14 protein-coding genes and 1 tRNA gene are annotated in these 14578 nt (G+C 64.2%); 11 read left to right on the top strand and 4 right to left on the bottom strand.

The genetic code is table 11. The annotated features are described in order from the left end of the window. Positions 1-25: 25 nt before the first annotated feature. Positions 26-1045 carry a D-alanyl-D-alanine carboxypeptidase family protein gene (locus OHA77_RS24845; RefSeq protein ID WP_406311895.1) on the bottom strand — a complete coding sequence of 340 codons (1020 nt, stop codon included), beginning with the start codon at positions 1043-1045 and terminating at the stop codon, positions 26-28. 990 nt (positions 1046-2035) lie between these two features. Between OHA77_RS24845 and OHA77_RS24840 the strand changes: the two genes are divergently transcribed. The 6 genes from OHA77_RS24840 to OHA77_RS24815 all read left to right on the top strand — a co-directional run bounded on the left by OHA77_RS24840 (position 2036) and on the right by OHA77_RS24815 (position 5396). Further along, positions 2036-2108, top strand: a tRNA-Arg gene (locus OHA77_RS24840). Between the two features lie 251 nt (positions 2109-2359). After that, a complete protein-coding gene (locus OHA77_RS24835) occupies positions 2360-3013 on the top strand; it encodes an HAD family hydrolase (protein WP_406311894.1) in 654 nt (217 codons plus the stop codon). A 49-nt stretch (positions 3014-3062) separates the two neighbouring features. Continuing rightward, positions 3063-3407 (top strand): hypothetical protein, encoded by a 345-nt coding sequence (locus OHA77_RS24830; protein WP_406311893.1) that lies wholly within the window; start codon positions 3063-3065, stop codon positions 3405-3407. Positions 3408-3486: 79 nt separating this feature from the next. After that, complete coding sequence (locus OHA77_RS24825) at positions 3487-3963, top strand: NUDIX hydrolase (RefSeq protein ID WP_406311892.1); 477 nt, start codon at positions 3487-3489, stop codon at positions 3961-3963. A 186-nt stretch (positions 3964-4149) separates the two neighbouring features. Continuing rightward, a complete protein-coding gene (locus OHA77_RS24820; RefSeq protein ID WP_406319867.1) occupies positions 4150-4758 on the top strand; it encodes an RNA polymerase sigma factor in 609 nt (202 codons plus the stop codon). Beyond that, complete coding sequence (locus OHA77_RS24815; RefSeq protein ID WP_406311891.1) at positions 4755-5396, top strand: hypothetical protein; 642 nt, start codon at positions 4755-4757, stop codon at positions 5394-5396. Before OHA77_RS24820 ends, OHA77_RS24815 begins: the two co-directional genes overlap by 4 nt. 128 nt (positions 5397-5524) lie before the next feature. Here OHA77_RS24815 and OHA77_RS24810 read toward each other — a convergent pair whose 3' ends face one another. The 3 genes from OHA77_RS24810 to OHA77_RS24800 form a co-directional block, all read right to left on the bottom strand. Then, on the bottom strand, positions 5525-6559 hold the full coding sequence (locus OHA77_RS24810; protein WP_406311890.1) for a tyrosine-type recombinase/integrase: 1035 nt from the start codon (positions 6557-6559) through the stop codon (positions 5525-5527). Positions 6560-6630: 71 nt separating this feature from the next. Further along, positions 6631-6930 carry a hypothetical protein gene (locus tag OHA77_RS24805; protein WP_406311889.1) on the bottom strand — a complete coding sequence of 100 codons (300 nt, stop codon included), beginning with the start codon at positions 6928-6930 and terminating at the stop codon, positions 6631-6633. 4 nt (positions 6931-6934) lie between these two features. Continuing rightward, positions 6935-7171: a hypothetical protein gene (locus tag OHA77_RS24800; protein WP_406311888.1), complete on the bottom strand. Its 237-nt coding sequence runs from the start codon at positions 7169-7171 to the stop codon at positions 6935-6937. Between the two features lie 77 nt (positions 7172-7248). Here OHA77_RS24800 and OHA77_RS24795 point away from each other — a divergent pair, with 77 nt between their 5' ends. The 5 genes from OHA77_RS24795 (at position 7249) to OHA77_RS24775 (ending at position 14460) form a co-directional block, all read left to right on the top strand. After that, on the top strand, positions 7249-7686 hold the full coding sequence (locus tag OHA77_RS24795) for a GntR family transcriptional regulator (RefSeq protein ID WP_406311887.1): 438 nt from the start codon (positions 7249-7251) through the stop codon (positions 7684-7686). A gap of 631 nt (positions 7687-8317) precedes the next feature. Next, entirely contained in the window at positions 8318-8908 is a 591-nt protein-coding gene (locus tag OHA77_RS24790) for a DUF1643 domain-containing protein (protein ID WP_406311886.1), read from the top strand. Between the two features lie 171 nt (positions 8909-9079). Further along, positions 9080-9625, top strand: coding sequence for a DUF4365 domain-containing protein (locus OHA77_RS24785; protein ID WP_406311885.1), 546 nt, complete (start codon positions 9080-9082; stop codon positions 9623-9625). 20 nt (positions 9626-9645) lie between these two features. Beyond that, positions 9646-10806, top strand: a complete 1161-nt coding sequence (locus tag OHA77_RS24780; RefSeq protein WP_406311884.1) for a hypothetical protein — start codon at positions 9646-9648, stop codon at positions 10804-10806. 87 nt (positions 10807-10893) lie between these two features. Further along, a complete protein-coding gene (locus OHA77_RS24775) occupies positions 10894-14460 on the top strand; it encodes a helicase-related protein (protein ID WP_406311883.1) in 3567 nt (1188 codons plus the stop codon). The last annotated feature ends 118 nt before the right edge of the window (positions 14461-14578 follow it).

The raw sequence follows: 14578 nt of genomic DNA, 5'->3' as shown, positions 1-14578 counted from the left end.
CCGGGCCGCCCCGTGAGACGGCGGTCTACAGCAAGGAGCCCAGCTTCGGGTCATACTCCCAGTGCCAGGGCTCGAACGGGCTGACGTAGGCCCACTGGGGATGGAACCAGCCGAACTTCTTGGAGTTGGTCTCCAGCCAGTTGAACTGGGGTGACCGGAACCGCTCCACACCACCGCAAAGGTCGACGGCGAGCCCCAGTCCGTGGTTGCTCCGACCCGGGATGGCGGCGAAACCGGGACGGCGGTAGTAGACCGACTGCTGCTCGGCCAGGTTCCGGTAGCTGTCGGTTACGCACATGGCGGTGCCGAACTGTCTCTTGTAGGCCTCGTTGAGGCTGATGAACGCGAGAGCCGCGTCTCCCCGCAGCTCTTTGCCTCGCTGCTGGAGCGGGCACAGGTAGGCCTTCGGGATCAGTCCGTTGGCGAACTCGTTCGCCGACATCGCCTTGGTCGGGGCGCAGCCCGCCGCGGGCTGCCCGCCCTTGTCGACCTTCACCCCCAGCTTCACCAGAGCCTGCGACAGCGATTTCACCACCTTCTCCGACCGCACCCTGAGCGTCTGGATCTCGGCGCCCATCTGCGCCTCCGACAGGAGGGTGCCCGCCCGCAGCTCCTGTGCCTCGGCGGCCAGCCGCTCACGTTCGGCATGCAGCTTGCCGCTGTCCTCGAGGAACCGCTCCCGCTCGGCCACGAGCTGGGAGACGTCGGACATGGCCCGCAGGGTCGACACGTCGGCATTACCGGACAGGAGGCCGGCCAGGTCACTACCCGTGGACTGCTGGTAGAGCCGCCCGGCGATGTCCGACAGCGGCTGCCGTACCAGGGCGAAGGCTCTGTCGGCGACCTGCAGTTCGCGCAGCTTCGCGGTGAGCTGCTTCTGCGAGGCCTGGATCTTGGCCCGCCGCTGCTCCAGCGCCTTGGTCGCGCCCTCAAGATCCTTGGACGCCTTCTCCGCCTCACGGCGCAGTTCGGTGAGGTTCACGGGGTCACGACGGAGCTCCGCGAGTCTCACGGACTCGGGGGCGGCGACGGACCTGACTTCCATCGGCGCCCGCTCTGCGGCAGCGGCCCCCGGCAAGAGGGTAGTCATGGTCGCGACAACGGCGATCAGACCCGCTGATCGACGAGGTGGCACGTTCGACCCCTCCGTTTGCGAACTCGTGACCTGGGTCAGGCACGCACGCTACTACAGCTCGCTGAGTCTCCGAGCCAGACTCCCCCCAGCCGATATGCGTCGAACACCCCATTTGGCGATCCGATCCTCAGCTTTCCCTCCCCCCCCGATCCCGGCAGACCTTCCACAACCAGGTCTCCTGCCATTCCTTCGGACAGGTGAACGTCAGCACTCGCAGATGCTTCGGTGACATCTGACTCACCCGGGGGATCTCAGACAGCTTGGGCGCCCGCGCCCGCATTCCGAGCTGCCTGGACGTCCGCGCCCGCACCCCGGAGGTATGCGTCCCCGTCCCGGGCGGTCCGGGCGTCCTCGCCCGCGCGCCGTGCGTTCGCATCCCAGGCAGCCGGGGCATGGCCTTCCGCACGATGCCGGGGACGTCAAGGGGGACGGCGTCCGCCGTGGAGCGGCGCACGTCCATCCCGCCTCGCGACGCGACGATCTCGTACGTCCGGCCGGAGGAGGGGGGAGGCACCCATCTCGGCTCGAAAGCCGTATCCAAGGCCGGCTCCAGTATCGCCGGCCGTACGACGTTCCCGGCGGGCCTCTCCATGGCAGCGGCCTCCCGCATGCCCTCGTCGTATCCGCCGAGCTCAGCCGCCAGAAGGCCACCTGCCAGAAGCGCAGGCGCCAGCATCGCCCCACACAGCACCAGAGGCCGCAGCGCGCGACGCCCCCGAATCCGCTTCCGTCGCCGTTCGTTCACGGGTGGTGACGATAGCCATCCTTGACCTGGGATCCTCGCCTACTTGTCTCCCCTTTACCGCTGCTCAGTGAAGTGCTGACCTATCGTTCGGCAGCCACCCACCCTCCGCCCGCGCATCCACTCGTCATTTTCGCTACTCTTAGATCTGGCCCCTTGCCTCCGTAGCTCAGGGGATAGAGCACCGCTCTCCTAAAGCGGGTGTCGCATGTTCGAATCATGCCGGGGGCACTCTCTTGACCAGCGATCATGTCCTTGACCTGGGCGTTCACGTCTTCCCTCCATCCGGCTCTGCGCAGCCGTGTGCCACCGTGGGCAGTCGTATGTCAGCGGCTGTGGGATATGCGTGGGATGGATCTCGGAGCGTTTCCGCAGGTCGTCTCTCCTCTGAGTAGGCCGCGGCCACCGATCCCACAGCACCCGGCCGCCGGCCGGAGCACGGGTCTGTAAAGCGAAGCCGGCCCCGCCTAGGATCGGGCATCGTGCAGCGATTGGCGCTCTTCGACTTGGACAACACGCTCATCGACCTGGACGCCGCCTTCCTGCTATGGGCGGAGGAGTTCGCCGAGGAGCGTCGACTCGGCCGGAGGGCCGTCGACTATCTGGTCAAGCTGGACCGTAACGGCCTTCCCCACCGCGAGCTGTTCTTCACCAAGGTCTGCGAGCGGTTCAAGCTGTCGGTTCCGGCAGCGGAGCTGTGGGCCGCGTATCGCCGTCGGATGCCGCATCTTGTCGAGTGTCGTCCCGAGGTCATCGCCGCACTGGCAGAGCTACGCGCGTCCGGATGGCGGGTCGGGATCGTCACCAACGGGACAGCGGACAACCAGCTCGGCAAGATCCAGCGGACGGGCCTGGCCGATGCCGTCGACGGCTACGCACTCTCGGGCGTCGAGGGCATCCGCAAACCCGACGTCGGCCTGTTCGAGATCGCCGCCAAGCGATGCGGTATGAGTTTCACCGGCGGGGGCTGGATGGTCGGCGACCACCCCGTCGCGGACATCGGCGGAGGACACGCGGCCGGCCTGCGAACGGTCTGGATCGACCGCGGAACCCGGGCCGGTCATGGGCGCCCCCCGGACCACGTGGTCACCGACGTGATCCACGCGATGGACATCCTGCGCGCCGCCGATGAATGATCTCCCAGAGAGCTACCGAACACCCGGTGAGACGCAGAGAGGCTCTGCCATGAGCAGCGAAGCCCCAGAGATGCAGGCCAACTTCGGCGCATCCGGCCCTGGGTACCGAAAGGCTGCGGTGGCTCTGATGAGTACGGGTCTCTCCATCCTTGCGCTGTTTGCGATGCTCCTCAGCTTCATACCGACTAGTTACGACTGGGATCCAGAAATGCCCGAGTTCAGCGATCCGGACTCGGTGCTCTTCGCCCTCCTCTTCTCAGGGTTTGGCTTGTACATCGCCACAATGGTGCTTCTGATTCTGCGGCGGCACAGGGTGACTTGGATCGCCTACCTCGTTTTTGCAGCACTGAACGGGTACAGGTTCGTCACGCTCGCACTGCACTTCCAAGGATGACTACCCATGAAGAAAGCCTCGACCTACCTAAGCGGCTTCAAAACATCCGCGCCGGTACGACGCCGGTAGAGTCCCGAGCATGGGCCGCCGGATCGACTTCTACGATGACCCCGCCGCGCCCAGGCCCAACAGCCTGGTTCCCTCGGTGAACGTCGTGGTCACCAACGAGGCGGGCGAGATCCTGATGATCCGCCGCAGCGACAATGGCAACTGGGCCGTTCCCGGTGGTGCGATCGACCTCGGCGAGTCCCTGCCCGAGGCGGCGATCCGCGAGACTCTGGAGGAGACCGGGATCAGGTGTGAGATCACCGGCCTGATCGGCACCTATACCGACCCTCGGCATGTCATCCTCTACACCTCCAACGGCGAGGCTCGTCAGGAGTTCTCCATCGTGCTCACCGGTCGTGCCGTCGAGGGTGAGCCGACACCGAGCGATGAATCCCGCGAAGTCCGCTGGGTGCCACGCGAGGAGGTCGAGACGCTGGCGGTGGACCGGTCAATGCGGCTGCGGATTGGCCACTTCCTGGCGGGCAGGGCTGTGCCGCACATCGGCTGATACCGCTGTCGGATCTTTGTGGTCATCGACGCCCCAGGATGTTGACCACGCGGCCATTCGGGTCGCGGACGAAGAACCGGCGGACTTCCCACTGCTCGTTCTGCAAGTTGTAACCGTCCCTACCGCCGGACTTCTTTGTGCTTTTGGGAACCCAGGTAGCGCTGTGGACAGTCCCTGTGTGTGGATATGTCGATACGTGCCCGGATACGTGACGGGGATACAGAGGCGTTCGAGCAGCTCTTCGATGAGTTCGCCCGATCGGTGTACGGCCATGCCTTCCGACTGACGGGAAACTGGTCGACCGCCGAGGACGTGACATCCCTGACCTTCCTGGAGGCCTGGCGGCTGCGGCACCGCATCGACGCCGATGGCGGCTCCCTACGGCCGTGGTTGCTGGGCATCGCCACCAACGTCGCGCGCAATACCCGGCGGGCCGCTCGCCGATACGACGACGCCCTGACCCGGATGCCCAGAAGCGAGGAGGTCCCGGACCTCGCCGACGAGGTGGTGGGGCGCATCGGCGACGCCGAGCGACTGGCTGCGGTCCGGCGGGTCTACGGCAGGCTGCGCCGCCAGGAGCAGGAGGTGTTCGCGTTGGTCGTCGGGACGGGCCTCGGCTACATCGAGGCGGCCGAGGCGCTCGGCATCTCGGTGGGCACGGTCCGGTCCCGGCTGTCTCGGGCGCGAAGGAAACTGGAGAAGTTTGCGGCTGAAGGGGAACCGCTCCGGCCGTCACGACAGGTAAGAGGTGGCCGCGATACCGCGGTCCGGTTCACAAGGGAGGAGTACCGATGAACGCAAGCGAGCGAGAAGAGCTGGCCCGGCTACTGCCGTTTCAGGTGGAGCCCGAACTCCCGCGGGACCGGCACCGACACCTCAAGGAGTTCGTGATGACCGAGATTCATCAGGACGCTCAGCCGGCCAAGCCGAAACGGCGGCTGCTGCGCCCTGCCGTCCTGGCCCCGGTGCTGGCCGCCGCCGCTGCCGTAGCGATCGCCGCCCCGCTGGCTCTGGGCGGCGGCGCGGCCTACGCCGTCTCCCAGAATGACGACGGCACCATCCTCATCACCATCAACGAGGCCAAGAACCCCAAAAGCCTGCAGGCAGACCTGAAGGGCATGGGGCTCAATGCGATCGTGGACTACGTTCCTATGGGCAAGCAGTGCAGCCCGCAGCCTCGCAGCCAGAACTTCCTGTCCAAGGAAGAGGCTTCCCTCAGCGTCTCGTCGCCACCTGAGAACTGGGGGCGAGGCTTCACGATCGACCCCAAGGTCGTCAAGGACGACCAGGTCGCGGTGCTGGAGTTCAGCGTCTCCGAGCATCAGGGTGGGGTGGTCGCCGCCATCCGGGCGCGCGTCTCCACCGGGCCCGTGGCCGACTGCGAGCTGGTCGACGGCCCCGGGGCCCCACTCGGCTCGCCCGAGGGCAACTGACCAATCCCTTCAGAGAGTGCGGCAGGCCGTTAGGCCATCCCCACGGGGGCGCCTGCCGCACCTTGACGAAGCCCTCAATGAAGAAGGCCCCGGCTTGTGCCGGGGCCCGAGACGAGCATCTATGTCGATCACCCATCGAGAGCGCTACTGATCTTCCCGTTCATCCGTTCCTGCTGCCCTTCCATACACTTGGCGTACACCCGGTGGAGGACCTCCACACTGTGCCCGGCTCGCTTGGCCACCTCGGTGGCCGGTACACCCGCGTTGTGCCAGAGGGATAAGGCGGCGTGTCGCAGGTCGTAGGGTCGGGCGGCGAGCGGTGACCTCACCTGCTCATTGGTGAAGACGAGCGCTCGCGCTTCCTGCCAGACGTAGGAGCATGCGGAACTGGAGTAGGAACCTCCCTTGGTCGTCCGGAAGAGCCGGCCGTCGTCCTCGGTGCCGTAAGCGTCGATGTGCTCACGGAGGATGGCGACCAGGACAGACGGGATGGGGATCTCTCTGGTTTCCTTCTTCGCCCGGTGCTTGAGGCTGCGCGATTCGTGGGTCTCCCCCGAGTCAGTCCACCTCTTATTCGCCTGCGGCCGTGCCCTCTCCAGGATGATCTGACCCCATCCCGATTCGGGCAGGGTGCAGTTCTTCAGACGAAGGTCCGCTGCTTCCTCCGGCCGTAGACCCGCATAGTAGATGCAGGCGAACAGGGCCTTGAGCCAGAACGCGACCGCGGCCGGGATCAGATCCAGCCGCCACCAGGTCCCGCACTCCTGGCACCGGGCACCGTCCGGAAGAGGGCGCTGATAGGTCCACTCGACATCCTCGTGAGGGCAACCACCCTGGTTGTCGTAGCTACGCGCGCACCGTTCAGCCGTGATGGACGGCTCATCCACCGTCACGATGAGCGGCGTGCCTCCCGGACCGCGCCCGCAGTGCGAACACACCACCGGCAACGACCATCGGCTGAGCCGTTCTTCGATGCGCCGCTGTTCATCGGCCAACCGGATGAGCTCCGTGGAGGTATGCGCTACCAGGTAGCGGGTGAGTCCGGCGAGCACCTCATGCTGAGCCAGCGCCCGCTCAGGGGAGCGGCGCGCGTAGAAGACGCCCCGGCCGCTCATCTCCGTCTGCCACCCGTCGATCACCGGCCCGTCATCCGCTGGCACCATGTGCAGATGGTCGAAGAGCATCCGGACATGGTTTCCCTCCTCCCTCGTCGAGGGCGTCGCCGGGCAGGTGTTCACCGGGCGAAGCCCCGCAGGATCGCGTCCCACAGGCTCATCCCCTCGGCCGTCCGAAGCCACGGACTCTCCCACACCGTGATCGTGCCGCTCTTCCGGTAGTGCCTGCGGACAAAGACCAGGCCACTGGTCGCGCACAGTTCATAGACGACCGTCCGGCACTCGCAGGTGTGCTCCCGGACCCGGACCCGATCGACACGAGGAAGCGGCGCCTGCCAGGCCACCTGCTCACAACCGGCCTGAGCCGCGGCCAGGTGGATGCCGTGGTAGGGCGCAAGCAGCGATTGCGAGGTGGCCATGGCCTCACTCCGAGAACGTGGCAGGGGCGAACCGGGAGCCGATCTCGCACTGCTCGTGCAACTGGGCGAGGAGTTCGGCGGCGTTATCACCGCTGACCGTCTCGGCCATGCCCGCACTCAGCTCTTCCTCGCTCAACGAGGCGCCCCGTCGGGTGGCGTACCAACCCTCGGGTCCGGTTGAGTTCTTCCCGCGCCAGATCACCCAGTTGGGGTATTCGGTCGCCAATTCCTGAAGCGTCATAGGCCCAGCCCATCAAGAGGTAGTCACGTCTTGTCGAATGTAGCTACATACGTACGTAGGCGCAATGGGGGGCTCGTATGCTGCTACATAGCTTCGGTGCCATGGTCATCGACCCCAGCGCCGACCGTCCGGTCTACAAGCAGCTCGCCGACTTGATCCGGGCACGCATCGAAGAAGGGGAGTTCCGCCCTGGACAGCGACTCCCTGCGGAGAGCGACTATGTCGCCGAGTTCGGCATCTCCCGCGACTCGGTACGCCGCGCCATGGCCGTACTCAGGGGAGAGGGACTGATCGTGACCGAGCTCAGAGGCTCACGAGTCCGCGACGCGGGCGAGGCCGTCACCGTCCAGATAACCCCAGGCACCCAAGTAACAGCCCGCATGCCGACCGAGCCCGAGCGCAAGCAACTCGGCGTAGCCGAAGGCGTGCCCATCCTCGTGATCACCGAGCCAGACAAAGAGACCCGCCTGCTTCCCGCAGACAGGACCGTCCTCAAGGCCGGCGACGAAGAGTAAGACCAAGACGCTCACACGGGCATCGGCCTTCAAGCGTCAAGCCTCGTCCGAGACCCCACCTCAAGCACAGGCGCACATTCGCCCAGTTCAGCCAGTCCAAGGCTGGATTGGATGAGAACTTTCCATACGTCTTTAAAGGCGATCCGCCTGCGGCGTCTCGCCGCGCGTCGGGCGGTCGCTGGCCGCGCTGCGGCTCTTCGGCCGGTCGCGGCCAGCATCACCCACGCGCTAAGAGCCAGCAGGTGGCATCTCTAGCGCAGGAGAGTTTTCGACAGTCCGGATGATCTGTCCGTAAGGCTGCCGCGTGGCTTCCGTTCCTCGGGCCTGGCGGCCCTGCGGTACAGATCCACTTGCCACCGAATCACGAAACGGATCCCTGGCCAAGGGTGTCATAACGCTGAAGCATTGCTTGAACGGCTCAGCGGGCTGCAACAGACCCGGCGGAGCCCTCGCGATGAGGAGTCCGGGCCTGCTTTGAGCCTTCGCTTACAACAGAGTCTGAGTCTCCGGGCTCGACTCTGACCAAGTCCCCCATCTCTGAATCATGCGATACTGCCCGGTGTCTTGCGCAGAGCTTTGTGTGTCATGACCTGCCTGATCAGGCCTTCTAGGAAACTTCGCAAGACGACATGTGGGAAGGAGCGGAGTGATACCGGGGAAGCAGCGACCCGGCCGATGTGAGTCAAGCTCCATCACCTCAGGCCAAGAGCGACTCTTATGCGCCATTCTGTTAAATCCCGCGCTTCGGCCGGTAGAGAAGACCATCACATATCACAACGTTCGATCAGCGCTCCCGCTAGTAAGCTGCACCAAGCTGGTCATCGCGAACCTGCTGAACGTCGCTACCAAGGATGCCCCGGAGCTGAATCGGGCCGCCGTAGGCCAGCAGGAAACGGCGAAAGCCAGAGAGTTGATCTCTGAGGCACTGCGACAGGCTGATGAGGTTCTGTTGGCTTGGGGTATGGGTGGCATGGCTGGCGACGTACGCATCGCGCTCCAGGGGCAGACGGTTTGGCTCTTCGAGGCTTTGCAGCAACACGATCTAAGTCACGTGTGGACTGTCACCGGCAGGCCACGCCACCCGTCTCGCTGGCGGCAGTACGTTGGCCCGGAGAAGCAGAGAGTGACCGGAAGTTGCTTCGAGGAACGCTTGGGTAAGGTCCTCACCATGACGTCGCTGGACAGTGAGGCGGGTCGCAACCTCTTCGACCGCGCGTTCTGACCCTGTTTCGGAGAGGTACAGGCCTGGCAAAGTCTTGTTGAAGATCGACAGGCCTATTACGATTCCGAGTCAGGGGATCACCTGCGACTCCCCGCATTCGCGTGGTGGAGATAGAGCCTCTGACCTTCCGCCGCGTTTTGCCGGACTTGGGTGAAGCGGAGAGCGGCGCGGATGGTGTTGAGTCAGGAGCAACATCTGGGGCGCTATGGCGAGGCCTTCGTCACGGCAATCGCCGAATCGGCAGGGCTCACTGTGCGAAATACGAGTGCCGCTGACTTCTACCTGGTCGATCTTGAGATCGGCTATCCCGGCCCTCGGGGAAGCATGCTGACGCCTAAGCTCCAGATCCAGGTGAAGTGCACGCAGAAGGCGGATGTCACCGAAACGCTGGTGAAGCACGGAATCAAGGCCAGGTACTACGACAAACTCGTCAACCCGTGCCATGCGTTCGGCAACCCCATCTTCCTGGTGGTAGTGGTCGCACCGCAGAATGTCGGAGAGTGGGCCGACGTAAGCAAGGAGCGCCTCATCCTGAAGGAGGCTGCCTACTGGACGTGCCTACACGGGAAGCCCTCCAGCGACCTAGCGGCTGAGTCCAAGAAGACAGTCATCTGGCAACGGGACAAGGAGCACCTGCTTCGCAGAGAATCTCTACTGACCATGTTTGACCACGCTGAGCGGATGCAGCGCAGCGAAGAGGGGGTGTTCGAACTATGACCTCTCCTCGGCATTCCGACTTGTCCGGAACCAATCTCAGCCCGGAACTGGTCCGCATCTATCTCCGGTCACACAGCTGGCAACGTACAGAGGAACTCCCCCGAACCGAGGTTTGGCGCACGACGATCGACGGCGAGCCTGCCGAAGTCGTCGTCCCCAGAAACCCTCGACTCCTCGACTTCGACAAGCTGGTACGCCAACTGCTGGAGACTTTGGAGATCTTCGAAGAACGCGATGCCAACCAAATCTTGCTCGACATGAACACCGCAGTGGTCGACCGCCACTATGCCAGGCTCCAGCCCGCCAACCTCCCTTCGGGAGCACTCCCTCTACCTGAGGGCATCAAAGCGTACGCGAGTTTCCGGGATCTTTTTCTGAGCGCCGTCTATCGCGCCACCTTGGTGCAGACCGGTGAGCCTCATAAGCCAGTCGAGCCTTCTAGGAAACCTGATCGCATCTACGACTTTCTCCGTGCTATCCGGCTCGTCGTTCCAGTCGCGGGCAGTTACGTGCTGACCGCCGAAGTGCCCGTTGCGGGGGCCGATCCCGAGCAAATGGTGCTCGGAGTCGATGGCAGGGTAGGTGGAATGCCCCAACCCCGGCGAGTGTCGGCCGCTGTACAAGAGGGCACCGCAGCGGCCTGGCAAGCGGCACAGGCTTACCTACAGCAGGGTTCGCGAGATCCCGCAGTCTTCGAAGAGCATGCTGCCGCCACTTGGGGACTGACCGCTAACCTGTGCGAATCACTGGTAGCGCTGTCCTCGGAGGGGCGAATCCCATTCAGCCTTCGGGTGGCATGGGCCACGACCCTGGAGCATGACCTTCCTACTGAGCCTCTGGAGTTCGACGCTCCGGTGATCGAGGCCTTGCAGGCAGGTGCCCAATTCCTCCGGCATCGGTACGGCGAGCAGGAGGTGCTCTTCCGTGGGACGGTTGTCAAGCTGGAACGGGTAGCTATCAGCGGTCCAGGTACAGCCGTCCTGCTGATTGGACCAGAAGCTGAGCCCACCAGGAAGCGCCGACGAGCCTACATCGATCTTGACCAAGAGCGCTATGCGCAGGCCATCGAAGCACACCGGGAAGGGAAGGAGGTTCTGGTTCAGGGCAATCTGGAATACCGACAGGGGCGGTGGCGGCTGGTTCAAGTCCAGAGTTTCCAAGTCGAAGAGACGTCCGACTGAGCCCTCCTTTCGCATCGTGACCCTATTGGGCAGGAATGGTGGAGATTGGCGAGAGCACCGTGACTAGGTTAAGAAAGAGGGCTTCCTGTGGACGATGGGGACAACGTCATGGGAGTGCGTCTGGAGCAATTAGCTCCCGGCTCGCTTATATCAGGCGTCGTGCCCGACCTCGCTGTAACGATCATTCGAGCGGATTGGCGCGGCAGCAATGCAGTTGAGCTGGTCTACAAGGACGATTCCGGAGCCTATGACACGGTCATCCTCTATCGGGAGCACGAAACTACTCTCCGGCTAGCCAGCCCGTTGATCAGCCATACCTTCGATGGGGATCCGCAGGCGCTCCGGCTGGCTGCCGAGGCGCTGCGTCTGAGGATGGCGGGGCTATTTGATCCTATGCTGGCGGTCGCCACCTCCGAGGTGGAGCCTCTACCGCATCAGCTCAGGGCCGTATACGGCGAGCTGCTGCCCCGATCCCCACTTCGTTTCCTACTGGCGGACGACCCGGGCGCGGGCAAAACCATCATGGCCGGCCTCTATATCAAGGAGTTGCTGCTCCGCGGGGATCTGGAACGATGCCTCATCGTCGCCCCCGGCTCCCTGGTTGACCAATGGCAGGCCGAACTGCTGGAGAAGTTCGACCTGCACTTCGAAGTGTTCACGCGAGGGCTGGCTGAGTCCGGCGCTGGAGGGTTAGACCGTCACCCCCGGCTCATCGCCCGGATGGATCAGTTGTCCCGGTCAACGGACCTCCAGGAAACGGTCAGACAGACAGACTGGGACCTGGTCGTGGTCGATGAAGCCCATCGGATGGCGGCTCACTGGTATGGCGGGGAGCTCAAGACGACCCGGCGTTACCAACTCGGACAGCTCCTCGAACAATGCGCCCGACACCTGCTGCTCATGACGGCCACCCCACACGCAGGCAAGGAGGAGGACTTTCAACTCTTTCTGGCGCTGCTGGACGCCGACCGGTTCGAGGGCCGATACCGGCAAGGGGCACACGAGGTCGACTACGACGGGCTCATACGCCGGATGCTCAAGGAGGAACTACTGACCTTCGAGGGCAAACCACTGTTCCCTGAGCGACGGGCGTACACCGTTCCCTATCCGCTCTCGCCGCTGGAACAAGAATTGTACGACGCCGTCACCGCCTATGTCCGCCTGGAGATGAACCGCGCTGACCGCCTCAGGCAGTCAGGAGATTCCCGACGGGGCAATACGGTCGGCTTCGCCCTCACGGTGCTCCAACGCCGACTCGCCTCCAGCCCGGAGGCCATCCTCAGATCACTTCAGCGCCGCCGGGGACGGTTGGAACTGCGCAAGCAGGAACTTCTGACAGGCCGCTCTCAGCCGCGAGGCAGCCGTTCTTTCGACGCTGTCTTCGGACAGGGCGGGCTACGCGGTGATGATGCGGACGTCGAAGCGCGACTGGATGACCTCGACGGGGAGGAACTGGAAGCCCTGGAGGAAGAGGTGCTGGACGCGTCCACTGCCGCCCGAACAGTAGAAGAACTGGAAGCGGAGCTTAACAGCCTGGACGACCTGGTAGAACTGGCCACCCGCGTTCACCGCTCCGGAGAGGACCGCAAATGGGCGGAGCTGAACCAGCTGCTTCAGAACCAGGCAGAGATCCGCGACAGCAATGGTCTACCCAGAAAGATCATCATCTTTACGGAGCATCGCGATACTCTCACCTACCTCGTCGGCCGGATCCAGGGCCTCCTCGGCCACGCGGAAGCCGTCCAAGCCATCCACGGCGGGGTCAGCCGGACAGCGCGCCGCCGCGTTCGCGAGCTCTTCACCCATGACCGCGACGTGCGTGTGTTGATCGCCACTGACGCCGCCGGCGAGGGCCTCAACCTACAAGCGGCGCACCTGATGGTCAACTACGACCTGCCGTGGAACCCCAACCGGATTGAGCAGCGGTTCGGCCGGATCCATCGCATCGGTCAGCAAGAGGTCTGCCATCTGTGGAACCTGGTGGCCGAAGGTACCCGGGAAGGGGCCGTTTTCCAGCGTCTCTTGGAGAAGATCGAACAGCAGCGCGAGGCCTACCGGGGACGGGTCTTCGACGTACTGGGCGAAGCATTTGAGGAACAACCCCTGCGCCAACTGCTGCTGGAAGCCATTCGGTACGGCGACCAGCCGGAGGTGAAGGCTCGCCTGGACCAGATCATCGACCACACCGTGGGCGAAGGCCTAGAGGAGTTGCTTGCCGCGCATGCGCTGCATCGTGAGGTGCTCGGCGAGCGAGACGTGGCCGAGACTCGCATCCAGTTGGAGGAGGCGCGAGCCCGGCGGCTGCAACCACACTATGTGGAGTCCTTCTTCCGCGAGGCATTCCAGCAGCTGGGCGGGCGGCTCTCCGAGAAGGAGCAGGGACGCTACGAGATCAGTAATGTGCCTGCACTAATCAGAGCGCATGACCGGCTGAATGGTCGTGGTGCTCCGGTGCTGCGACGCTACAACCGCGTGACCTTCGACCGGTCACGGCTCCGGGTTCCCGAACGGCCGGACGCGGCGTTGCTCGCCCCAGGCCACCCGTTGGTGGACAGCGTGGTCAATCTGATCACCGAGCGGCATGCCCATACGCTTCGAGCAGGCAGTGTATTGATTGACAGGGCCGAGCTCAGTGAGATCCCTCGCTTACTGGTCGCCTTGACACAGCAGTTGATCGATGGACATCGACGACCTCGAACCATCGACAAGCGGTTCGACTTCGTGGAACTGCGTCCCGATGGGACGGTCACGCCCGGTGGGCCTGCGCCCTACCTGGACTACGAGCCCGCTACTCCGGCTGAGGCAGAGACAGTGGCCAAGCTGGTCAACCAATTAATCACCGAGCCCTGGCTGGCGAACGGCTTCGAGGAGGCCGCTCTGGCGTGGGCGACGGAGCACGCCGGCCCTGAATATCTCCGGGAAGTTACAGCTCGGGTACGGCCTCGTCTATATCGCACCCGTCAGCAGGTCACCCAGCGACTCACCCAGGAGATCAACTATTGGGACGCACGCTACCTGGAACTCTTGGATGGCGAAGAGATTGGCCGTAGGCAGCGGCTGCGGCCGGAGACCGCCCAGCGGCGCGCACGGGAGCTGGAAGAACGTCTGGACCGGCGCCTGCGCGAGCTGGACCTGGACGAGCAGCTCCGGCTGAGACCTCCTCAGATCTCTGGGGGTGCGCTGATCCTTCCCCAAGGGTTGCTTAATCGGGTACTTGAGACCACTGAAGTGGATCGTGCCACCGCGGTCCGCGACCAGGCAGCGATCAGGGCAGTGGAAAGGCGAGCAGTGGAAGCCGTGATGGCTGCTGAACGCAGCCTTGGCCGCAGCCCTGAGGAGATGCCGCCCAACCACAAGGGTTTCGACCTCCGTTCCTGGAGCGCCGACCGCGGGGAGCTCTTTAATTTGGAGGTGAAGGGTCGGACCGCAGACGCGGACGACTTCACCATCACCAGGAACGAGGTGCTGCATGCCAAGAACACTGGGGAGCGATACAGGCTGGCGCTGGTCCGGGTGTCACACCTAGGGCCGCAGTACGACGAGGTTCGATACCTCACCGAGCCGTTCACGGAGACCAACACGGACGACTTCAACGTCACCAAGTTCGTCTTCCACTGGGACAGGATGTGGGCCAAGGGGGGGTCTCCCAGGTGATCGCCCGTTGCACTGACCGGGTACGGCTCCCGTGAACACGTGGCAAGTTGTCGGTGCCAGCGCCTACCCTGATCTATAAGGCCACCCCCGGAGCATGAAGCGGCTCCGGTGTCATTCG

The organism is Streptosporangium sp. NBC_01639, assembly GCF_045209755.1.
Lineage (GTDB): Bacteria > Actinomycetota > Actinomycetes > Streptosporangiales > Streptosporangiaceae > Streptosporangium.
This window is presented reverse-complemented; position numbering and strand designations above follow the sequence as displayed.